Here is a 20,637-nt window from a genome sequence, read left to right as displayed (position 1 = left end):
AAACCGCCGCCCATGCTGTCCGAGACCCGCGAGAAAATCGAAGACCTCAAAAGGCGCTATGCTGCGCTAAGGGGGCATCTTTGACGTCCCCAAGCTCACGCGCATGCTCGCCGAGCTGACGCAAAAGTCGCTCGAGCCTGGTTTCTGGAACGATCAAACGAAGGCGCAGGCCACGCTGCGCAAGCGCGCGGACGTCGAGCAAAAGCTCGAAGTCGCGCAGACGCTCGGCCGCGCGATCGACGACACCGCCGAGTACCTGGAGCTCGCGGCCGCCGAGAACGACGAAGCCGCGATGGCCGACTGCGAGAAGCAGGTCGTCGATCTCGACGCGCGTCTGCGCAAGGTGGAGCTCGAGCGGATGCTGAGCGGGCCCGCGGATCAGTCGAATGCCATCGTCAGCATTCACCCGGGCGCTGGCGGCACGGATGCCAAGGACTGGGCGTCGATGCTGCTCCGCATGTACCTGCGCTTCTGCGAGAGGCGCGGCTACAAGACGGAGATCATCGACTACCAGGACGGCGACGAGGCCGGCATCGACGCTGTCTCGTTCACCGTGTCGGGGCCGGGCGCCTACGGGTATCTGCGCTCGGAGACCGGTGTGCACCGGCTCGTGCGCATGAGCCCGTTCAACGCGGATCATACGCGACAAACCGCGTTCGCCGCGGTCGAGATCACGCCCGACGTCGGGGACGACATCCAGATCGACATCAACGAGAAGGACATCGAGATCACGACGATGCGCGCCGGCGGCAAGGGCGGGCAGAACGTGAACAAGGTCGAGACGGCGGTCCGGCTCCGGTACCTGCCCGATCCGACGATCAACATCGTTTGCCGCGCCGAGCGCAGCCAGCATCAGAACCGGGCGATGGCGCTCAAGATGCTGAAGGCGAAGCTCTACGAGCGTGAGCTGGCGCGGCGCGACGCCGAGAACGCCGCGTACCAGGCCTCGAAGACCGCGATCAACTTCGGCAGCCAGATCCGCAACTACGTGCTCGCGCCCTACCGCCTCGTGAAGGACGTGCGGACCGCGTCGGAGTCCGGCAACGTGGATGCAGTGCTCGACGGGGATCTCGACGCGTTCATCGAGGCGTACCTCTTGGCCGCGGCGGGCGGCACGCTGAAGAAGGGCGGCCAAGTGGTCGCAGAGGACGACGCGTGAGCGAGGACAAGCAGGACAAGAAGGGAGGCTCTTCGGCGGCTGCGGCGACACCGCACGCCGAGGAGACCCTGATCGCCGTTCGGAAAGAGAAGGCCACGAAGATCCGCGGGCGCGGGGAAAACCCCTTCGCCAACGACGTCACGTCGGGCGAGGCGCTCGTGGATCTCGCCTCGGCCCGCGCGCGGTTCGACGGCGCGAAGAACGCCGCGGGCCGGTACGACGCGGAGAAGGTCACGCCCGAGCCCTTGCGGATCGCGGGCCGGGTCCTCTTCCTGCGGCAGATGGGCGGCGTCTCGTTCGTGCGCCTCCGCGATCGCACGGGCGAGCTTCAGCTCTACTGCGACGAGGCCGTGCTCGGCGAGGCGTATGCGCGCCTGCACGAGGAGATCGACCTCGGCGACATCATCGAGGCGAGCGGCACGGCGATGGCCACGCAGAAGGGGGAGCTCAGCGTCAAGGCGACGAGCTTCCGCCTGCTCACGAAGGCCTATCGCCCGTTGCCCACGAAGACGAGCTTCAAGGACGTCGAGGCGCGTTACCGCATGCGCTACGTCGACCTCGTGGCGAACCGCGAGGTCGCCACGGTCTTCCGGGCGCGTACGTTCCTCATCTCGGCGCTGCGCCGTTTCTTCGACGGCAAAGGGTTTTTGGAGGTCGAGACGCCCACGATGCACACGATCATCGGCGGCGCCGCGGCCCGGCCTTTCAAGACGCACCACAACACGCTCGACATGGAGCTCTTCATGCGCATCGCGCCGGAGCTCTACTTGAAGCGCCTCGTCGTGGGCGGCTTCGAGCGTGTCTACGAGATCGCGCGGTGTTACCGGAACGAGGGGCTCTCCACGCGGCACAACCCCGAGTTCACGATGCTCGAGTACTACCAGGCCTACGCCACGTACGAGACGCTCATGGACCAGACCGAGGCCATGCTCCGCGCCGTCGACGAGGCGCTCGCCGCGGCGCTGCCCGAGGAGCATGCGGCGTGGGCGAAGGGGCGCACCTGGTCCTTCGAGCGGTTCGTCCGGGTCCCGATGGCGAAGGCGATCGAGAACGCCCTCACTCGTTCGGGTTTGCCCCCGGAGGTCGCCACGAAGGTCGCCGACGACGACGCGCCGATCAAGGCTTGGGCGAAGGCCGCCAAGGAGAAGAAGCGCGAGATCGACTGGGCGAACTTCCGCTCGGGCATGAAGAAGTGCGACTCGGCCGGCGAGCGCGTCTTCTGCGCCTACGAGTACCTCGCCGAGCCTTTCCTCACCGCGGACTACCGCACGGACGACGGTTCGAAGAGCCTGCCCGTGTTCATCATCGACTACCCGTTCGAGGTCTCGCCGCTGGCGCGGAAGAAGGACGGGAATGAAGCGCTCGTCGACAGGTTCGAGCTCTTCGTCGACGGCCGCGAGCTCTGCAACGCCTTCAGCGAGCTGAACGATCCCGAGGATCAGGACGCGCGTTTCCGGGCGCAGGTCGAGAAGAAGGCCAAGGGCGCCGAGGAGACGATGGACTACGACGCCGATTACGTGCGCGCGCTCGAGTATGGCATGCCGCCGACCGCAGGCTTCGGCATGGGCGTCGACAGGCTCACGATGCTGCTCACGGGCGCCGCGTCGATCCGCGACGTCATCCTGTTCCCCCTCCTCCGGCCCGAGGCGAGCGGCAGTTGATCGCAGAGCTTCCCTTCCTCGTCCTGCGTATCCTCTCCGTCCTCGCGTCGGTGTGGATCGCCGTGCTCGGCTTCCGGCGCCTGCAAGCGGGCTCCCCGCGGGGCGTCGCGTGGCTCCTCGGGTCGCTCCTGGGGTTCGCCTTCGTCGGGCTCTCGACCCTCGCGGCGAAGACCACGCGCGAGCGGTTCGCGCCGTTCCGGCTGCGGGACGAGATCGTCGGGTTCTCCGCGCTCGGCACGGGCGTGATCTTCCTGCTCGTCGTGCTCGCCGCGTTCCTGCCGGTGATCCTCGACATCCTGGAGCGTCGCGGCTTCAGCTCGTACGTGGGCGCGCGGCACGTGCGCGCCACGAAGAGCGGGTTCCTCACGGTGATCAGCGTGCTCAGCATGGCCGGCGTCGCCGTGAGCTCGTGCGCGCTCTGCTCCGTGACGAGCATCATGGGCGGCTTCGGCGCCGACCTGAAGCGCAAGATCCTGGGCAACAACGCGCACATCGTCGTCGACGTGACGCAGCCCGGCGGCTACGGCGACTGGGAAGAGAAGCTCGACGGCATCCGGCTCGCGGTCGCGCCGAAGGGCGGGGCGGCGACGCCGGTCGTGGCGGGCGACGCGATGGGCTCGTCGGCGTCGAACACCGCGGGCGCGCTCGTGCGCGGCATCGACACGAACACGATCGCGCAGGTGATCGACCTCAAGCAGAACATCGAGGTCGGCAACTTCGAGTGGCTCGATGATCCAGAGAAACTCGCGGATCTGCCAGCCGACACGATCATCGGCCGGGGCCCCGGGGGCGAGCCGTACTTCAAGGGGCCGGACCTGCGCGCCTCGGCGGACCTCGATCCGGCGGTGAAGGCAGCGCTGCGCAAGGACGTGAAGGTCCTGCCGGGCGTGATCATCGGCAAGGAGCTCGCGAAGAGCCTGCACGTGCTCGTGGGCGACGAGATCACGTTGCTCTCGCCGATGGGCGAGCTCGGGCCGATGGGCGTGATGCCGCGGACGCGCAGGTTCCGCGTGGCGGCGATCTTCTACAGCGGGATGTACGAGTACGACGCGACGCACGCGTACATCAAGCTCGACGTGGCCCAGAGCTTCTTCAGCATGGGCGACAACATCAGCCAGATCGACGTGCGCGTGCCGGATCCCGAGCGGGTCGCGGAGGTGACGCCGCTCGTGGCGGCCGCGGCCGCGAAGTTCGACATGGGGCCGGGCAAGGAGCCGCTCCGGGTCCGCGACTGGGTGGAGATGAACAAGAACCTCTTCAGCGCTCTGAAGCTGGAGAAGATCGCGACGTTCATCATCCTCTCGATTGCGATCGCGGTCGCGAGCTTCTGCATCGTCTGCACGCTGCTGCTCATGGTGACCGAGAAGGGCAAAGAGATCGCGATCCTGAAGGCGCTCGGCGCGTCGGACGGCGCGATCATGCGCATCTTCATGCTCGAAGGTGTCATCATCGGCGGCATCGGCACCGTGTTCGGCGTGGGCACCGCGTTCGCCGCCTGCTCGGGCCTCGCGCGCTTCGGCGTCCGGTTGGATCCCGATGTGTATTATATCGACCGATTGCCGGTGAACGTGAACGGGAGCGACTACGCGATGGTCGCAGTCGCCGCGCTCATCATCTGCACGATCGCCACCCTTTATCCGGCCCGCGCGGCGTCGAGGCTTTCGCCTGTCGACGGGCTCCGTTACGAGTGAGCCCATGAGCGAGCCGCTCATCGTCATCGAGAATCTGCAAAAGTCGTTCGTCCACATGGGGCGTCGGCTCGACGTGCTCCGCGGGATCGACCTCGTCATCGATCAAGGCGAGGTCGTGGCGATCGTCGGCCCCTCGGGCGCGGGCAAGAGCACGCTGCTCCATTGCATCGGCACGCTGGACTTGCCGACGAGCGGGAAGATCAAGCTCGCGGGCGAGCACCTCGTGGGCCTGCCGAGCGCGCGCCTCGCGGCGATCCGGAACCGCACGATTGGCTTCGTGTTCCAGTTCCACCACCTGCTGCCCGAGTTCAATGCGCTGGAGAACGTGATGATGCCCGGCCTGATCCAGGGCAAGTCACGCAAGGAAATGGAGGCGCCCGCGACGGCGCTGCTCAACGAGGTGGGCCTCTCGCACCGCGTGACGCATCGGCCCGGCGAGCTCTCGGGCGGCGAGCAGCAACGCGTGGCGCTGGCGCGCGCGCTCGTGCTCTCGCCGAAGCTCCTGCTCGCCGACGAGCCGACGGGCAACCTCGATTCGAGCACCTCGAAGGCGATGCACGAGCTCTTCTTCGAGATCAACCGCAAGCACGGCACGACGATCGTGGTCGTCACGCACAACCCGAGCTTCGCCGAGTCGATGCCGCGGATGGTGACGGTGACCGACGGGCGGATCGAGAGCGACGTTCGTCGCGGCCAATCCCCGTTCGAGGCCGAAAGAGCCGGCGCGGCGCCGGAGGCGAGGGCCGAGGCCCAAGCGTAGGGTTTGGCCGGGGAGCGTTTGTCTCCCCGCACCATTCTTCAGGGGAGGACGAGCTTCTCCGCGATCTTCGCGCTCGATTGCGCGGCGCGCACCGGATTCGCGTAGGGGAATGTGATCGAGACGCCGTCGGTCGTGATGGTGCGTGCGCCGTCGTCGCGCACGATTTCGAGGATCGTCGCGTCGGCGAGCGGGGCCGTGCCGGCCTGGATCGTGGCGAGGTCCTTCGCGGCGGGCACGTACTTCGGGGTCCGGACGTCGCCGGGCCGGCCCATCACGTAGACCAGGGCCGCGGCGGCCTTTTTCGTGTCCTTGCCGTGGAACCAGGCGCCGACGTCGCGCGTGTCGAGGTGGCTGCAACCGGCATAAAGCGCGGCCCCGTCCGCGCCCGTCTCGCGGGCGATTCGCTCGCCCAGCCCGATGAACCGATTGCGGCCTTCGAGCTCGAAAAAGGCCCGCGCGTATCCTTCCGAGAACGCGACTTCGACCTCGCCCCGCGGCTCGTACCGCACGACGGAGACGGACCCGTCGTTCACCTTCGCGAGGAGCGCGTCCACGTCTTCGCCGAGCTTGCTCTTTTGGCTCGCGGCATCGATCACCGGGTGCGTGACCATCTTCCCGTTGTTTGGGCCGAGCCAGAGCCGCACCGTGAATCCTTCGAGCGGCATCGCGCCCCAGGCGCCGCCGGTCCAGAGCATCGCGCGCGCGGCCTCGCAGGCGCGGGCGAGCCTGTCGGTTCGCTGCTGGGGGGATTCGAGCCCGGGGTCGGCCGAGGGGGCGGTCGTCGGGGCGGGCCGCTTTCGCAGCGCCGTCACGGTGATCATCACCATCATGCCGATGCCGAGGCCGATCGCGAGGGGAGCAAATCGCTGCGCGGGGGGAAGCTCGACGCTGGTCGGCTTTTTCTTCGGGCCAGGGCCGCGCTTTGGGGGAGGGGTCTTCGGCATGGGCGGAGCTTACTCCACCCGAGGTGTGCCCGGGTACCGCGTCATGTCCGGATCCCGGTTTTTCCGGGATCCGGACATACGCTCAGGGCTTCACGGCCCGAGGCAGTCGTTCGGGCATTCCTGATAGAAGCCGCAGAGAACGATGGCGTTGTAGTCGGCGATGCCGAATACGTGCGCCTGCTCGCAGTCGAGCTGGCACTGCTGATCGCCGGCCGGGCACGCCACGAAGCAGTCGTCGAGCGCGACGCATTCGGCGTTGTTCAGGCAGATCTGCAGGTCGTCCTCGCAGTTGCCGCCCATCCCCGCGGCGCAGGCGTAGCAGCCGGCGCAGCCATTGGCGTTGTTGTCGCAGCTCGCCGGGCAGCCGTTCGCCACCGGGTCCACGCCGCAGCTCGTCCCGCACTCCTGGCAGAAGAGGCACTCGATGATGTTGTTGTACTCATCGATGGCGGCCTGCGTCGTTTGCTGCACGCACATCTGCTGGCAGGTCGCGTCGCAGACGCCGCTGGCAGGGTTCAGGCAGTTGAAGAGCGTGACGCAATCCTGGCTGTTCGCGCAGGTCGCGAGCTCGTCCGAGCAGATACCGTCGAACGCGCATTGCTGGCAGGTGCCGCAGCTCCCGAGCGTATCGCAGCCACCGGGCGGCTGGCAGACGCCGGCATAACAGGCGACGCTGGCCAGGCAGGCCGTGCCGCACATGCCGCAGTTCGCCTCGTCCGTCTGCGTGTCGACGCATTCATTGCCGCACTTCGTCGTCCCGGCCGCGCACGTCGTGCCGCAGGTGCCGTTCGAGCAGACCTGGCCGGCCGCGCAGGCGTTGCCGCACGTGCCGCAGTTGCTCGGATCGAGCTTCGTGTCGACGCAGACGTTGCCGCACTTCGTGGTGCCGGGGCCGCATTGCGCGGCGCACTGGCCGTTCGTGCAGACATTACCGGCGGCGCAGACGTTGCCGCAGGCGCCGCAGTTGCCCGGGTCGTTCTTCGTGTTGACGCAGGTGTTCGCGCACTTCGTCGTGCCGCCGACGCAGTTCAGGTTGCATTGGCCGGCCGCGCAGACCTCGCCGGCCGCGCAGACCTTGCCGCACATGCCGCAGTTCGCGCCGTCCGTGCTGGTGTCGACGCAGGTGCTGCCGCACTTCGTCGTGCCGCCGACGCACGTGAGCTGGCAGGCGCCGTTCGAGCAAACCTGACCGGCCGCGCAGGCCTTGCCGCACATGCCGCAGTTCGCCGTGTCCGTCTTGATGTCGACGCAGAGCGAGCCGCACTTCGTCGTTTGTCCGACGCAGTTGAGCTGGCACTTGCCGGCCGTGCAGACCTCGCCGAAGGGACATGCCGCGCCGCAGGCGCCGCAGTTCAGCGGGTCGAGCGAGAGGTCGATGCACTTGCCATTGCAGTTCGCCGTGCCGCCGACGCAGGCGAGCTGGCACATGCCATTCGAGCAGACCTGGCCGTTCGGACACGACGTGCCGCACATGCCGCAGTTCAGCGGGTCGACCGTCGTGTCGACGCACTTGCCATTGCAGTTCGTCGTGCCGCCGACGCAGGCGAGGCCGCATTGGCCGTTCGCGCAGACCTGGCCGGCCGCGCAGGCCGTGCCGCACATGCCGCAGTTCGTCGGGTCGATGGTCGTGTCGACGCACTTGCCATTGCAGTTCGTCGTGCCGCCGACGCATTGCGTGGCGCACTGCCCGTTCGAGCACGCCTGACCGGCCGGGCACATCGTGCCGCACATGCCGCAGTTCAGCGCGTCGATCGTGATGTCGACGCACTTGCCATTGCAGTTCGTCGTGCCGCCGACGCAGGCGAGGCCGCATTGGCCGTTCGCGCAGACCTCACCGGCCGCGCAGGCCGTGCCGCACATGCCGCAGTTCGCCGGGTCGAGGGTCGTGTCGACGCACTCGCTCCCGCACTTCGTCGTGCCGCCGACGCATTGCGTGCCGCACTGGCCGCCCGAGCAGACCTCATCGGCCGCGCAGGCCGTGCCGCACGTGCCGCAGTTCGCCGGGTCGAGATTCGTGTCGACGCATTTGCCATCGCAATTCGTCGTGCCGCCGGCGCACGTCAGGCCGCACATCCCCGCCGCGCACACCTCGCCGGCCGCGCAGGCCGCGCCACACGCGCCGCAGTTGTTCGGATCGATATCGGTGAGCGTGCACGTGCCGTCGCAGTCGGTTTGTCCGGCGGGACACGGGTCGCTGCCGCCCATGCCGGTGCCGCCGTTGCCGCCGCCCATGCCGCCCATGCCGCCGGTCGCGCCAGCGCCGCCTTCGCCGGCGGTCGTGTTCGACCCGCCGTCGCTACACCCCGTCCAAGAGGCCACGGCGAGACTCATGAAAGCCGCCGTCAGCGCCCATCGCCACCCCCCTCGGGGGGCCTGCGCCTTGTTGCTCATTGTTGTTGAAACCTTCCTGTAAGCAGGCACATCCGCGATTCGAGTGCTTCCTATCCGTCCCCCGCCTCACGGTCTTCCGCGTTCGTCGGCATTGGCGCCGCACGCGCGGTATTTTTTCAGGCGACCATGCCGCAGTTTTGGGAAGGAAGAGATCCGCTGGAATCGCCCCGGGGACCGTCCCTCGGGCGACCGACCTTACCACCGCTCGGACGGACGTGGAAGCGTTGGGACAGCTATCGGACGGACGAGAAATGTCCGAAAGGCCGGAAAGTCGTCTGTTAAAGCGGCAATTCGTCTAGCAATGCGATGCGTCCTGCCTGGAAGCGTCTGTTCAAGCGGCCATTTGTCTAGCCGAGGCGCTGATGGAGGATTTCGGCGGCGCGCAGGGCCATGGCCATGATGGTCATCTGCGGGTTCACCCCGAGCGAGGAAGGGATAGCACTGCCGTCGCATACATAGAGGCCCGCGACGTCGTGGGCTTCGTGGTCGGGGCCGAGGCAGGAGCGGGCGGGATGGGTTCCGATACGGCATGTGCCGAGGGGGTGGTACGCCGTGACCTCGATGTCCCCGGCGCGGATGCGGCTCGCTCGGAGGCGCGCGAGCGCGTCCTTCGTGTTCACCTCGTCGTGGCCCGTGACGAACGGCAAGACGCGGCGCGCGCCGGCCGCTTGAAAGACCTCGCAAAGGATCTCGACGCCGCGCTGGAGGAGGCGCGTATCCCGCTCGTTCATGCGGTAGAGCAGGAGCGGGCGGCCGCCGGGGCCCGTGCGGACCTCGCCGCGGCTATGGTCCTGGACCATGAAGCCGAATGACGCGAGGTAAGGGTATTTTTCCATCAGCTCGATGTACCGCGGGCCGGACCAGGGCACGCCGAGCGCGGTGACGTCGAAGGGGAGCGAGCTGCCTTCGAAGAGCAGGCCTTCTTCGGCGAAATGGTCGATCGAATACCCTTGGGGGATCCCGTTCCATGGATCGACGCGGTCGTCGAAGAGCGCCATCACCTTCGAGGCGGGGTGGATCGAGAGGTTTTTCCCGAGCATCCCCGAGGAGAGGCAAGCGCCGCTGCGGCGCAGGAGCAGCGGCGTCATGAGCGTGCCGCCGGCGACGATCACGGCATCCGCGCGGACGCGGAGGCGCGGGGGTCGGCCCTTCGTCCGTTCGGCGCCGAGCGTCGCGGTGACGCCGCGGGCGCGGCCGGCCACGATGTCCACGAAATCGGCGCGCGCGGCCGTCACGAGCTCGGCGCCGCGGGCGAGCGCGGCGGGCACGTAACTCACGTCGGTCGATCGTTTCGCGCCCGTGGGGCAGCCAAAGCAGCAGATGCCCTGGCCATCGCAATCGGGGGCGTTGCGGGTGAGCGCGTGGTGGCGCAGGCCGAGGTGCTCGGCGCCCCGCGCGATGATGCCGGCGATCTTGCCGAGGTGGAGCGGGCTCGCGGGCGCGACGCCGAGCATGGCCTCGACGCGCTCGTAATAGGGGCCGAGGCCTTCGGGCGAGAAGTCGCGGGGCAGGCCGTGGCGATCACGCCAGTACGCGAAGGTGCGGGCGGGGGCGCGGTAGCAGGTGCCCGAGTTGATGACCGTGCTGCCGCCGACGGCGCGGCCGACCCAGACGGGGATGTTCACGTTGCCGAGCGCGACGGTCATTCCCTTGTCGCGGTAGAGGTCGCGATAGGCGCGGGAGGGCCTGCCGTTGAAGCTCGACCGCCTATGGTAATGGCCCTCCTCCAGCATGAGCACGGCCCGCCCGCGCGAGGCGAGCTCGTAGGCCGCGGCCGCGCCGCCCGCGCCCGTGCCGACCACGACGACCTCGCATTCGAGGTCGAGATCCTCCTCGATTTCGCGCCCGTCGGTCACGCGGGCGAGCCAGCGGGGTTTTTCGTCGCGCACCGTCTCGAGTTCGTAGCGACAACCGACGTGGCGGAACATCTCGGGCCGGTCGAAATGCATTGCCTTCAGTGGTGTGAGCAGGACCCGGAGGACCTCGCGGATCGGCAGCACGCGCGATTGCTCGAAGCCCCCGAGGGCCGCGAGGCGCGCCTCGCGCGAAAGCTCGGAGAACGGCCTTCGTTTCGTCGGCAACGTGGAGAGCTCGACGGCCCAAAGGGCGGCCTGAAAGACACGGATCCCTTCCCGCGGGATGTCGGACAGATAGCGGTGTGTGGCCTCGGCGGTTCCTCGGCCAGCCCCTTCGAGGAAACGCCCCGGCGGCAGGGCGACCTCGGCGACCGCCGTCAGGATGTCGAGCTCGCGCGCGGAGAGCCACCGGTCTCGGTCGTCCCGCGCGTGTGCCGGCGCCTTGTTCCTGTGCCCACTCGAACGAGGACCCGTTTCGGTGGGGACGGAGAGCAGAGGGTCCAGGTGCGCAACCATGCGTGCCTCCCTTGTGTACTAAAAATTCTGTAGCTAAAGAATGCACAGAACACAAGGGGACGAGCACGACGGCTCGGCGTGCCGAGCCGTGGCGTCACTCGATCGGGAGCACGATGAGCGGGCTCGAGTGGTGCAGGCTGAGCGACTCCCAGGCCTCGTCGTCGACGGCGACGCCGCGGGGGCCCTCGCGCAGGTTGCCGAGGACGGCGCGGAAGAAGGGCGGCTCGGGCATCTCGATGGCGAGGATGCCTTTGCGGTCGCCGGCGGTCGGGGAGAAGGGGCGATCGGCGCGGGTGCGCTTCGTGTCGGCGATCAGGCTGATCTCGTCCATCCGCGCCGTGTAGTGCGGGCCGCCGTCGAAGGGGTCGACGCGGTGGGCGTAGCGGAAGCCGATGCGGCGCAGGAGTTTTTCGACGCCGCGGGTCTGCAAGCCCGTCTTGCCGATGACCTTCTGCGCGTCCTCGGGCATGAGGGTCGCGTGGATCGGGCCCTCGGGGAACAGGCCTTTGATGAACTCTTTGTTCTTCTTCGAGAGCCGGTCGGCCTCGCCATACGAGAGGGCGGTGAAGCGGCGGCCGAGGGCCTCCCACAGGTGGCTCGTGCCGTCGGGTTCGAGCGGAGGCATGAGCTCGGCGAGGACCTCCTGCTGGAAGAGATCGCGGTGGGCGGCGAGGTAGAGGAACCGGACGTAGGAGATGGCCGTGCCGAGCCGGTCGCTGGCGCGGCGGTACTCGGGCATGATCACGAGGCCGCCGATCTCGGTCGGGCCGTCGTACGAGTAGCCGATGCGCAGGAGCGTGTGGTGGAAGTGCCGGTCGATCGTGGCCGAGTAGCGCTCCTCGTCGAGCACGTCGAAGTAGATGTACGGCGCGCCCCGCCGGCCGAGCTGCGCGATGATCATCGAGGTGCCGACGATGTGCTCCTTCGCGCGGTCGACGAGCACGAAGACGTACTGCCGGAGGCGCGGGTCCTTGATCTCGCCGGTGAAGCTCTTGTGGGAGAGGCTCACGATCTCGTGAATCTCGTCCCGATCGTGCGGCAGGTTGACCGAGTTGAGGTGTCGCGCGACGCGGAGCATTTGCTCCTCATCACCGAGGGTGGCGGCGCGAATCTCGTAGGGCAGCATGGGAAAACAGAGGCCTTGGGGCGCGGTGGCTCGGCTCGTCCGAGCGCAGCGGGTCCCCCAGAGGCGGACAGCCTAGATGGGCGAGCGGCCTTGGGCCACCAGGGACGGCGAGCGAGCGCCCGTGGCCCCGTGGAAACCGAGCCGCGGAGGGATGCGTTAGCCCGGACAGCATGCGCTCGTCCAGCTCTCTCCCATATCCCGTTTCGTGCAGCCGTCGCCCGCGATGACCGGGTTCCGGCTGTAAAACGTGCCTCCCTCGTACCGATAGGCGGCAGGGCGTCCAGCGTAATGCGCCTTGCAATCGTCGTCGAATCGTGGCGTGCGGCTGCGACGCACGGGTGCGGGCTCGGCGGCGAGGGGTTCGGCGGTGGCGGTGGTGGCGGCCGTGGCGGCGGGGGGCGGGGCGCCCTCGGCGGGAGTGGGCAGGGCGACGCCGCCGAGGGAGCAAGCTCTGCCATTCCACGAGAAACCGGGCTCGCACAGGGGATCGCCCTTCACACGGACGCAGGCATCGCCGCGGGCCTCGGTCTCGGGAGGGCAGGTGAGGGGGGTTTGCGACTTCGCGCAACGCACGCCGAGGGAAGCGCTCCACTTGTGCGGCTCGTAACGATTGCGCAGGGCCGTACGGAGCCATTTGGGGAACCGGCGGCTCCAGCTCCCGCCGCGGTAGACGCGGTGCGTGCCGGTGGTGGCCTCGTCCGGGTAGGGGCCGTAGACGGTGGACGTCCACTCCCACACATTGCCCGACATGTCGTAGAGGCCGAAGGCGCCGGCAGGGAAGGAGCGGACGGGGCAGGTGCCGGGGTGGTCGTAGCAGGCGTGTTTTTCGTCGGGCGGGTCGTCGCCCCAGGAGAACTTGCGATGCTCGTTGCCGGCGCGGGCGGCGTACTCCCACTCGCGCTCGGTGGGCAGGCGCTTCTTGGCGAAGGTGCAGTAGGCCTCGGCTTGGTGGAAGTCGATGCAGCTGATGGGGTGATCGGCGTGGCCCTCGGCGTCTCGGGGGCAGAAGGCCTCGCCGGTGTGCGAAGGGGTGCAAGTGCCGGCGGCGATGCAGGCGCGGTAGGCGGCGACGGTGACCTCGGTGCTGTCGAGGTAGAAGCCGGCGAGGACGACTTCGTGCATCGGCCGCTCCTCGGGCAACCCTTCGGTCGCGCGCGAGCCCATGAGGTAGATGGCCGGTGGGAGGGCGCTCATGCCCTCGGGCGGAGGCTTGGGAGCGGGAGCGGAAGCGGAAGCGGAAGCGGCTGCGGAAGCGGGAGCGGAAGCGGCTGCGGAAGCGGGAGCGGAAGCGGCTGCGGAAGCGGAAGCGGCTGCCGCGACGTTCGTCGAGGTGGGCGCGGGGGCGGGGGACGCCTCGCCGCTGCATCCGAGGGCCACGACGGCGAGCAGCGGAATCAACTGGGCCCGGCGATCCACGGCGCGGAGCATGCCGGCAGACGACGATGCTCTGCAAACAAAACGGGCGAGCTCGGGCCGCGATCACCCGAGCTTGGCGATCTGCTCCCGCAGCGCGGCATCCATGGCGTCGAGCGGGGCTCGCTCGCCCGTGTAGAGCTCGAACTGCCGCGCCGCCTGGTGCAGCAGCATGCGCCCGCCGTGGATCACGCGCGCGCCTTGCCGCGTCGCCGCGCGGACGAGCGCCGTCTCGATCGGCTTGTACACGATGTCCATCACGAGCAGCCCCGCGGGGATCGCCTCTTCCGGCACGGGGCTCTCCGCCGCGATCTCCCCCATGCCCACGGACGTCGCGTTCACGACGACGTCGTAGCGCCCCGCGTTCCGCGCCTCCTCCACGCCGGCCGCGCGTCCCCCGATCTCGGCGGCGAGCGCCTCGGCCTTGTCGAGGCTCCGGTTCGTCACGACAACCTCCGCGCCTGCATCCGCGAGCCCGTGCGCCACGGCGCGCCCGGCCCCGCCGGCCCCGAGCACGAGCGCGCGTGCGCCCTTCACCGGCGCGATCTCCTCGATCGCGCGCACCGCGCCCACGCAGTCGGTGTTGTACCCGAGGAGCCGCCCGTCCTCCTGCACGACCGTGTTCACCGCGCCGATCTTCGCGGCGAGCGGATCGATCCCGTCGAGCAGCGGGAGGATCTGCTGCTTGTACGGCATCGACACGCCGAGCCCGCGGATCCCGAGCGCGCGCATGCCCGTGATCGCGCCGCCGAGATCGGTCACGCGAAACGGCACGTACGTGAACGGCAAGCCGAGCGCGCGGTAGCCCGCGAGGTGCATCGCTGCGCCGAGCGAAACTGGATAAAGCGAAATCGATCCACACAACGTGAGCTTCGCCGCGTAGGCGTGGGCGTTCGTCATGTCCGCAGGCTGGATCGACCTCGACCGTGATGCTACCGAGCATCACGCGATGGCCTCGTTCGAGCCTTCCCTGACGCTTTCCGAAGAGGCAACGCCGCCCGTCGCGTCGCGACGCAAGCGCCTGCTCGCGGCCCTCTTCAAGCGGACCCTCAAGTTTGTCGCGCTCGTCTTCGTGCTGACGGCGGCGCGCGCCTCGCTCGCCGACCAGTACCACGTGCCCACGGGCTCGATGTGGCCGACGATCGAGCCCGGCGATCGCATCTTCGTGGCAAAAGCCGCCTACGGCTTGCGCGTGCCCTTCACCGACGCGTGGCTCTTCCATCACAGGAGCCCGCGTCCCGGCGACGTCGTGGTCTTCGCGGATCCACGCGGCGGCGCGATCCCGCTGGTCAAGCGCGTGGTCGCGACGGAGGGACAATCGGTCGCGGTGAAGCGGGGGATCCTCTACATCGACGGTCGTCCGCAGCGCATCGAGAGGCTGCCGGACGGGCGGTTCTTGGAGCACCTCGGCGGCCTCGCGCACGAGTCGGGCGGTCGCGACTTCGAGGACTTTGGCCCCGCGGTGGTGCCCAGGGATCACCTCTTCGTGATGGGCGACAACCGGCCCGCGTCGCTCGACAGCCGCGTGATGGGCGCGGTGCCGAACACGCTCGTGCGAGGGCAGGTGCTCGGGGTGATGTTCCGGGGAGAAGGGCTCGATTTCGAGCGGGTGTTTCGCGCGATTCAGTGAGGGGCGGGGGCGGGGGCGTGGGGCACGATCTCCACGCCCGCGTCCTGATCCCCCCTACCTACCGACAAGCCGCCCGCGGCCTCGCCTCGCTCGTCGGCACGTCCTCGATCGACACGTCGACGTTCTCCGCCTCCGCCTTCGGCTTCTCCGCCGACGGCGTGTGGAGCAGCGCGCGTACCTCCTCGCCGGACAACGTCTCCACATCCAAGAGCCGCCGCGCGATCCGCTCGAGCGCGTCGAAGTGCTCGTTGATGAGCGCCTTCGTCCGCGCCTCTGCGTCTGCGAGCAGCCGCCCCACTTCGGCGTCCACGACACGCGCCGTCTCCTCGCTGTAGTCGTAGCCGCCGCGCTCGAACGTCACGCTTCGCCGTGGATCGAACGACGCGAGCCCCAGCGCCGAGCCGCCCATCCCGAGCTCGCGCACCATGCGCCGCGCGATGTCCGTCGCGTTCACGAGATCGTCCTGCGCGCCCGTCGACGCGTCGCCGAACGTCCGCTGCTCCGCCACGCGCCCGCCGAGCAGCACCACGAGCCGATCGAGGATCTCCTGCCGGCTCATCAGGTACCGGTCCTCGCGCGGCTTCTGCAGCGTGTAGCCGAGCGCGCCGATCCCACGCGGCACGATCGACACCTTCCGCACCGGATCCTGCGTCGGCAAGAGCTCCGCCGCGATCGCGTGCCCCGCCTCGTGGTACGCCACGACCACCCGCTCGTGCGCCCCGAGCCTTCGGCTCTTGCGCTCCAGCCCCGCGATGACCCGCTCGATCGCCTCGTCGAGATCCAGCTTGCTCACCGCGGTCGCGTGCCTGCGCGCCGCGAGCAGCGCCGACTCGTTCAGCAGGTTCGCGAGATCCGCGCCCACGAGCCCCGTCGTCTGCGCGGCCATGTCGTCGAGGTTCACGTCCGGCCCGAGCAGCACCCTTCGTGCGTGCACCTCCAGGATCTCGCGCCGCTCCCGCAGGTCTGGCCGATCGACGTACACGCGCCGATCGAAGCGCCCCGCGCGCGTGAGCGCCGGGTCGAGGATCTCGGGGCGGTTCGTCGCGGCGATCACCACGAGCCCCGTCGCGCCGTCGAAGCCGTCCATCTCCGTGAGGAGCTGGTTCAGCGTCTGCTCGCGCTCGTCGTTGCCGCCGATCGGCCCGGCTGCGCCGCGCGCCTTCCCGACGGCGTCGAGCTCGTCGACGAACAGGATCGCGGCCGGCTTCTCGCGCGCCTGCGTGAACAGGTCGCGCACACGCGCCGCGCCCACGCCGACGAACATCTCGACGAACTCCGAGCCGCAGATGCTGAAGAACGGCACGTTCGCCTCGCCGGCCACGGCCCGCGCGAGCAACGTCTTGCCTGTCCCGGGCGGCCCCACGAGCAAGCACCCCTTCGGGATCCGCCCGCCGAGCCTGCGGTATCGCTCCGGCGCCTTCAGGAACTCGACGATCTCGGTGAGCTCCGCTTTCGCCTCGTGGCTGCCGGCCACGTCGCGGAACGTGATCGGCGCACCCTTGTCCACGTAGAGCCGCGCCTTGTGTTTGCCGAAGTTCAACGCAGGGTTCGTGATGTTCGGCGTTGGTGCTTTGCGCGACATCGAGCCCACGAGCAGGAGCACGCCTACGAGCGGGAGCGCCCAGAGCAGCATCATCGACAGCGACGGCCCGCCGTCGGAGACCCGGGTGTACGGGACGTCCTTCGCGTCGAGCGTCGCGAGCAGGGCGGTCTCGGCTCCCTCGATACGGCCGGTCCGGAACGTCTGCGACGTGCCGACGGGCGCGTTCGGCGCCGTGCGCCCGATGTACGTATCCCCTTTGATCTGCACCTCGGTGAGCACGCCTTGCTCGGCCATGTCCCGGAACCGAGCGTAAGGAATTCGCTCTTCGCTCCCCTCGAGCGAGCCGAGCAGGAGCACCGCACCCACGACGAGCAGGATGTAAACCCAGAACGATCGCATTGGTCTCCGCCCCGTGCGACCTGCCTGCACACGCTTTGCCAACGGCGATCCCCCCGGGAAGCGACCTCGGGCCGTGCACCGGCGTACCGGCGAGGATGGACAGCCCAAAAGGAGCAGGCGTACGCTTCCCGGTCCATGAACGGCCGTTCCCTGCTGTCCACGCTCGCCGCGAACGTCCCCGCCACGACGTTCGTCACGCTCCTCTCGCTCGGGGCCCTCGGCTGCGGCGCCTCCACGCCGCCGCCCGAAGACGCCACGCACCAGAACGACTCTGCCCCGGACGATGGGGCGAGCGAGCCGCAGGACACCGGGGCGGTCGCGGCGGCGCCCGAGCCGAAGCCGCTCTCGCACGGTGCGAAGAAGATCACCGATGACGGCGCCGCCAACGACTACACGTTGACGGAGAAGGACTGCATCGAGCTCGGCAAGCAGTACGTCGCGGTGCAACGCGGAGACCAGATCGCCGGGCTCGACAAGAGGCTCACGGACAAGCAGCGCGAGCAGGCCGTGAAGAACATCGACGCGGTGGTCGGGAAGATGGGCGAGCCGTGGGCGAACGGCTGTATCGAGAGCCTCGTCGGCAAGGTGGCCGAGAGGAAGCGGCTCGAATGTGCGATGGCCGCGAAGAGCGTGAAGGCGTTCGACGAGTGTCTGAACGGGGAAGACCCGCCGAAGTAAGTCGAGGGCGCCCGGTTCGCCCCCGCCCCCCGGAAAAACTCCGCGGAACAACCAGGTTCGTCCCATCGAACCTCGGCCCCCTTCTTTCTCCTTGTTTCGCCGCTCCTTCGGGTGCTAGGTTTTTCCTTACCGATGCACCCCCTCCTCGCCGACCCCTGGGTCGCGGCGCGCATCGACGCTGCCGTCGCCCCGTACCGCGGCCTCCTCGCCAGCGAAGACCTCGAATTCCTGCGGAATGAGCTCGCCGAGAGGCTCGCGACCGACGAACACGCCGCGCGCCTCCTTCGTCGGGCCGCGCCGAGGCACGTCGAGCAGAGCGGCGAGGCGTTTGTCGGGGACGCCCTCGGGCCCGACGAGGCGCCCGAGGTTCGTCGGGCCAGCGGCATTCATTCGCGGCGCGCCGGATCCGGGGCCGACGAGTGACCCTTCGTGTCGCTTCGCTCGGCGAAGACCCCGCGATCGAGCGTCATTACAACGAGGGCAAGCCCGTGCTGGAGCACGTCCTGCGCTGGATGGTGCGCAGGCTCGGGCACGTGGTCCCGATCGAGGACATGCGCGCGAGCGCCCAGGAGGGCTTGCTCGAAGCCGCGCGCACCTTCGATCCGGCCCGCGCGTCGCTCCCCACGTACGTCGCTCGCAAGGTCCGCTGGGCCATCCTTGACGGCATCAAGCGGGAGCGTCGCTTTCGTCGGGCCCTCGCCCGCGCCACGGCTCTCCTCTGCGCCGAGCGCCTCTCCATCGGGCTCGCCTCCACATCGGACGACGCGGGTTTCTCCGAGGACGACCACGTCTCCGCGCTCGATCGCCTCCTCGAAGCGCACGCGGTGGCCCTCGCGCTTGGCCTCGTCTCCGGCGCGAGCACGCCCGAGGAGCACATCTCGCGCGCCGAGATGGCGCACGCCCTTCGCCGCGCCATCGACGCGCTCCCCGAGCGCGAGCGCAAGCTCGTCGAGCGGCACTACTTCCAGGGAGAGGACTTCGACGAGATCGCCGCGGATCTCGGCATCAGCAAGAGCTGGGCGAGCCGCTTGCACACGCAGGCGATCCAGTCGCTCGCGACCGCGATCGCCGCCCGGACGCGTTAGCGTTTCGCCTTCAGGTACGGCGCTCTCTCTTCGTCCGTCACGGGCTCGACGAAGAGCACGCGGTGGTCGCGTTTGCCGAAGCTCACGAGCCGCACGAAGATGTGGTCGATCGCGACCGTCACCTCGCTCCGCTTGTGCTTCCACAGGTTCGCCGCGTCCTGGAACGTCGGCACCTTCGGGTTGTACGCGATCATGTGGTACTCGGGGCCTGCGGGCTCCGGGTAGTCGTCGACGTGGACGATCTTGTAGAGCCGGATTCCTCCGCTCGACTCGGTGGCCGCGACGACGGCGCCCTGCACGAGGTCCTTGCCGTCGGGATCGGACGCGGCGGGGACGGGTACGTCGCGGTTGCATGCGGCCACGGAGCCGAGGGCCATGCACAAAACGAGCAGCGCGCGGCGAAGCATGGCTCGGGAAATATCACCGGGGCCCCCCGGCGCAAGCGTGGCCTTCCCGATCTCCATCCGCCCGTGTATCACCCGGCATCCGAGGGCTTTCGCGCCCTCGCTTCCTGGAGGAGACCATGCGACTCGAAGACACCAAGTTCATCGTCACCGGCGCCGCCTCGGGCCTCGGCCGTCATTACGCCTATCGCCTCGCCGAGGCGGGCGGACAGGTGGTCGCGGGCGACGTGAACGAGGCCGCGCTCGCCTCGCTCGCGGAGGAGGCCAAGGATCTCCGCGGCAAGATCCACCCGAAGCGCATCGACGTCGGCAGCGAGGCCGAGGTCTCCGCGTTTGTCGACTTCGCGCACGAGGCCATGGGCGGCCTGAACGGCCTCGTCAACAACGCCGGCATCCTGCGCGACGGCCTGCTCGTGAAGAAAGACCGCACGACGGGCGCGATCACGAAGCTCTCCGCCCAGCAGTGGCAGGCGGTCATCGACGTGAACCTCACGGGCGCGACGTACATGGTCCGCGACGTCGTCGCCAAGATGGCGGCGAGCGGCGAGAAGGGCGTCATCGTCAACATCAGCTCGATCGCGCGCCATGGAAACCGCGGACAGTCGAACTACAGCGCCGCAAAGTCCGCGCTCGCCACCAACACCAAGACCTGGGCCCTCGAGTTCGCGCCCTTTGGCATCCGCGTCGGCTGTGTCGCGCCGGGCATGGTCGAGACGCCCATGACCCAGGGCATGAACCAGAAGGCCAAAGACGCGCTCGTCGCCGCGATTCCCGTCGGCCGCATCGGCTTGCCCGAAGACCTCTGGCTCGCCGTTCGTTTCGTCATCGAGTGCGAGTATTTCAACGGCCGCACCATCGACGTCGACGGCGGCCTCGCCATGTGACCACTCCGCCTCGAACAGACGATCGATCCTGGCCGACGGTATTGACCTCGATGATGTTGAAAGCTATTCTCAACATCAACAGGACGCCGGACGGTCGGATCAGCACCTATGTACGTCTGCATCTGTGAGGCGGTTTCGGAGAAGGACATCTTGGACCTCGTGGGCGCTGGTGCCTCGACGGCCCATGAAGTCATGGAAAAAACGCGGGCCGGCACTCGTTGCGGCTCGTGCCGGGCGACCGTGATGTCCCTCGTCGAGGGGGATGGACCGGTCTCCACGGAGGGCGCTGATTCCGCCCCGAGTTGCGGGGTTCGTCGGCTCCGCATGCTTCGATCCGCCTCGTCGGCTGCCTGAGGGTTCGGCTCGGCTCGTTCGGTTCTCGATAACGGTTTTCGACATCTCCAACGTTCCGTGCGCGCGGCAGCGTTTGTCGCGTGACGGTGTCGTTTTGTTTCGAGAGCTCTCTCTCGCCTGCCCATTTTTCCGATAGCGTGCTA

The 20,637-nt window shown here is 68.6% G+C and carries 18 protein-coding genes; 10 read left to right on the top strand and 8 right to left on the bottom strand.

Going from position 1 to position 20,637, the window contains the following annotated elements; all coding sequences use genetic code 11:
- Positions 1–12: 12 nt before the first annotated feature.
- The 4 genes from prfB to QHF89_RS24125 all read left to right on the top strand — a co-directional run bounded on the left by prfB (position 13) and on the right by QHF89_RS24125 (position 5,271).
- A protein-coding gene (prfB, locus tag QHF89_RS24140) for a peptide chain release factor 2 (RefSeq protein ID WP_136970277.1) occupies positions 13–1,159 on the top strand; the annotation gives its coding sequence in 2 pieces (ribosomal slippage) (positions 13–81 and positions 83–1,159; 1,146 coding nt in all).
- Entirely contained in the window at positions 1,156–2,820 is a 1,665-nt protein-coding gene (gene lysS, locus QHF89_RS24135; RefSeq protein WP_136970278.1) for a lysine--tRNA ligase, read from the top strand. The genes prfB and lysS overlap by 4 nt, the downstream gene beginning before the upstream one ends.
- The gene (locus QHF89_RS24130; RefSeq protein WP_136970279.1) at positions 2,817–4,511 is read left to right on the top strand and encodes an FtsX-like permease family protein; all 1,695 of its coding nucleotides are present in this window, start codon (positions 2,817–2,819) and stop codon (positions 4,509–4,511) included. Before lysS ends, QHF89_RS24130 begins: the two co-directional genes overlap by 4 nt.
- A 4-nt stretch (positions 4,512–4,515) precedes the next feature.
- Complete coding sequence (locus QHF89_RS24125; protein ID WP_136927636.1) at positions 4,516–5,271, top strand: ABC transporter ATP-binding protein; 756 nt, start codon at positions 4,516–4,518, stop codon at positions 5,269–5,271.
- 38 nt (positions 5,272–5,309) lie between these two features.
- Here QHF89_RS24125 and QHF89_RS24120 read toward each other — a convergent pair whose 3' ends face one another.
- The 6 genes from QHF89_RS24120 to QHF89_RS24095 form a co-directional block, all read right to left on the bottom strand.
- Positions 5,310–6,215, bottom strand: a complete 906-nt coding sequence (locus QHF89_RS24120) for a hypothetical protein (RefSeq protein ID WP_136970280.1) — start codon at positions 6,213–6,215, stop codon at positions 5,310–5,312.
- 90 nt (positions 6,216–6,305) lie between these two features.
- Positions 6,306–8,534, bottom strand: coding sequence for an MXAN_6577-like cysteine-rich protein (locus QHF89_RS24115; protein ID WP_284720883.1), 2,229 nt, complete (start codon positions 8,532–8,534; stop codon positions 6,306–6,308).
- Between the two features lie 419 nt (positions 8,535–8,953).
- Positions 8,954–10,978, bottom strand: coding sequence for an FAD-dependent oxidoreductase (locus QHF89_RS24110; RefSeq protein ID WP_136970282.1), 2,025 nt, complete (start codon positions 10,976–10,978; stop codon positions 8,954–8,956).
- 94 nt (positions 10,979–11,072) lie between these two features.
- Positions 11,073–12,104, bottom strand: coding sequence for an arginine N-succinyltransferase (locus QHF89_RS24105; protein WP_136970283.1), 1,032 nt, complete (start codon positions 12,102–12,104; stop codon positions 11,073–11,075).
- A 156-nt stretch (positions 12,105–12,260) separates the two neighbouring features.
- Positions 12,261–13,298 carry a formylglycine-generating enzyme family protein gene (locus tag QHF89_RS24100; RefSeq protein WP_136970284.1) on the bottom strand — a complete coding sequence of 346 codons (1,038 nt, stop codon included), beginning with the start codon at positions 13,296–13,298 and terminating at the stop codon, positions 12,261–12,263.
- Positions 13,299–13,583: 285 nt separating this feature from the next.
- Positions 13,584–14,417, bottom strand: coding sequence for a shikimate dehydrogenase (locus QHF89_RS24095; protein ID WP_284720882.1), 834 nt, complete (start codon positions 14,415–14,417; stop codon positions 13,584–13,586).
- Here QHF89_RS24095 and lepB point away from each other — a divergent pair.
- Entirely contained in the window at positions 14,416–15,147 is a 732-nt protein-coding gene (gene lepB, locus QHF89_RS24090; protein WP_284720881.1) for a signal peptidase I, read from the top strand. The two genes, QHF89_RS24095 and lepB, sit on opposite strands and share 2 nt — an antisense overlap.
- Before the next feature lie 58 nt (positions 15,148–15,205).
- Here the strand turns inward: lepB and ftsH are convergent, their stop codons facing one another.
- Complete coding sequence (ftsH, locus tag QHF89_RS24085) at positions 15,206–17,089, bottom strand: ATP-dependent zinc metalloprotease FtsH (protein WP_136970285.1); 1,884 nt, start codon at positions 17,087–17,089, stop codon at positions 15,206–15,208.
- 135 nt (positions 17,090–17,224) lie between these two features.
- Here ftsH and QHF89_RS24080 point away from each other — a divergent pair, with 135 nt between their 5' ends.
- The 3 genes from QHF89_RS24080 to QHF89_RS24070 all read left to right on the top strand — a co-directional run bounded on the left by QHF89_RS24080 (position 17,225) and on the right by QHF89_RS24070 (position 18,852).
- Positions 17,225–17,767 carry a hypothetical protein gene (locus QHF89_RS24080; RefSeq protein ID WP_136970286.1) on the top strand — a complete coding sequence of 181 codons (543 nt, stop codon included), beginning with the start codon at positions 17,225–17,227 and terminating at the stop codon, positions 17,765–17,767.
- A gap of 132 nt (positions 17,768–17,899) precedes the next feature.
- The gene (locus QHF89_RS24075; protein ID WP_284720880.1) at positions 17,900–18,190 is read left to right on the top strand and encodes a hypothetical protein; all 291 of its coding nucleotides are present in this window, start codon (positions 17,900–17,902) and stop codon (positions 18,188–18,190) included.
- Complete coding sequence (locus QHF89_RS24070) at positions 18,187–18,852, top strand: sigma-70 family RNA polymerase sigma factor (RefSeq protein ID WP_284720879.1); 666 nt, start codon at positions 18,187–18,189, stop codon at positions 18,850–18,852. Before QHF89_RS24075 ends, QHF89_RS24070 begins: the two co-directional genes overlap by 4 nt.
- On the opposite strand, the gene QHF89_RS24065 is transcribed toward QHF89_RS24070, so the two are convergent.
- Positions 18,849–19,259 (bottom strand): hypothetical protein, encoded by a 411-nt coding sequence (locus QHF89_RS24065; RefSeq protein ID WP_136970287.1) that lies wholly within the window; start codon positions 19,257–19,259, stop codon positions 18,849–18,851. The genes QHF89_RS24070 and QHF89_RS24065 overlap by 4 nt on opposite strands.
- Positions 19,260–19,375: 116 nt before the next feature.
- Between QHF89_RS24065 and QHF89_RS24060 the strand changes: the two genes are divergently transcribed.
- Together QHF89_RS24060 and QHF89_RS24055 are read left to right on the top strand one after the other, a co-directional pair.
- Entirely contained in the window at positions 19,376–20,140 is a 765-nt protein-coding gene (locus QHF89_RS24060; RefSeq protein ID WP_136970288.1) for an SDR family NAD(P)-dependent oxidoreductase, read from the top strand.
- Positions 20,141–20,248: 108 nt separating this feature from the next.
- Positions 20,249–20,494: a (2Fe-2S)-binding protein gene (locus tag QHF89_RS24055; RefSeq protein ID WP_136927626.1), complete on the top strand. Its 246-nt coding sequence runs from the start codon at positions 20,249–20,251 to the stop codon at positions 20,492–20,494.
- Positions 20,495–20,637 lie beyond the last annotated feature (143 nt).

Origin of the sequence: Polyangium sorediatum (genome assembly GCF_029946465.1) — a bacterium.
GTDB classification, from domain to species: Bacteria; Myxococcota_A; Polyangia; order Polyangiales; family Polyangiaceae; genus Polyangium; species Polyangium fumosum.
This window is presented reverse-complemented; position numbering and strand designations above follow the sequence as displayed.

What these genes read in the sequence shown, in the direction of transcription:
- QHF89_RS24100 (WP_136970284.1), bottom strand. Translation starts at nt 13,298, where the DNA reads ATGAGCGCCCTCCCACCGGCCATCTACCTCATGGGCTCGCGCGCGACC.
- QHF89_RS24075 (WP_284720880.1), top strand. Translation starts at nt 17,900, where the DNA reads ATGCACCCCCTCCTCGCCGACCCCTGGGTCGCGGCGCGCATCGACGCT.
- lepB (WP_284720881.1), top strand. Translation starts at nt 14,416, where the DNA reads ATGTCCGCAGGCTGGATCGACCTCGACCGTGATGCTACCGAGCATCAC.
- QHF89_RS24125 (WP_136927636.1), top strand. Translation starts at nt 4,516, where the DNA reads ATGAGCGAGCCGCTCATCGTCATCGAGAATCTGCAAAAGTCGTTCGTC.
- QHF89_RS24110 (WP_136970282.1), bottom strand. Translation starts at nt 10,978, where the DNA reads ATGGTTGCGCACCTGGACCCTCTGCTCTCCGTCCCCACCGAAACGGGT.
- QHF89_RS24105 (WP_136970283.1), bottom strand. Translation starts at nt 12,104, where the DNA reads ATGCTGCCCTACGAGATTCGCGCCGCCACCCTCGGTGATGAGGAGCAA.
- QHF89_RS24120 (WP_136970280.1), bottom strand. Translation starts at nt 6,215, where the DNA reads ATGCCGAAGACCCCTCCCCCAAAGCGCGGCCCTGGCCCGAAGAAAAAG.
- QHF89_RS24060 (WP_136970288.1), top strand. Translation starts at nt 19,376, where the DNA reads ATGCGACTCGAAGACACCAAGTTCATCGTCACCGGCGCCGCCTCGGGC.
- QHF89_RS24080 (WP_136970286.1), top strand. Translation starts at nt 17,225, where the DNA reads ATGAACGGCCGTTCCCTGCTGTCCACGCTCGCCGCGAACGTCCCCGCC.
- QHF89_RS24055 (WP_136927626.1), top strand. Translation starts at nt 20,249, where the DNA reads ATGTACGTCTGCATCTGTGAGGCGGTTTCGGAGAAGGACATCTTGGAC.
- ftsH (WP_136970285.1), bottom strand. Translation starts at nt 17,089, where the DNA reads ATGCGATCGTTCTGGGTTTACATCCTGCTCGTCGTGGGTGCGGTGCTC.
- QHF89_RS24095 (WP_284720882.1), bottom strand. Translation starts at nt 14,417, where the DNA reads ATGACGAACGCCCACGCCTACGCGGCGAAGCTCACGTTGTGTGGATCG.
- QHF89_RS24065 (WP_136970287.1), bottom strand. Translation starts at nt 19,259, where the DNA reads ATGCTTCGCCGCGCGCTGCTCGTTTTGTGCATGGCCCTCGGCTCCGTG.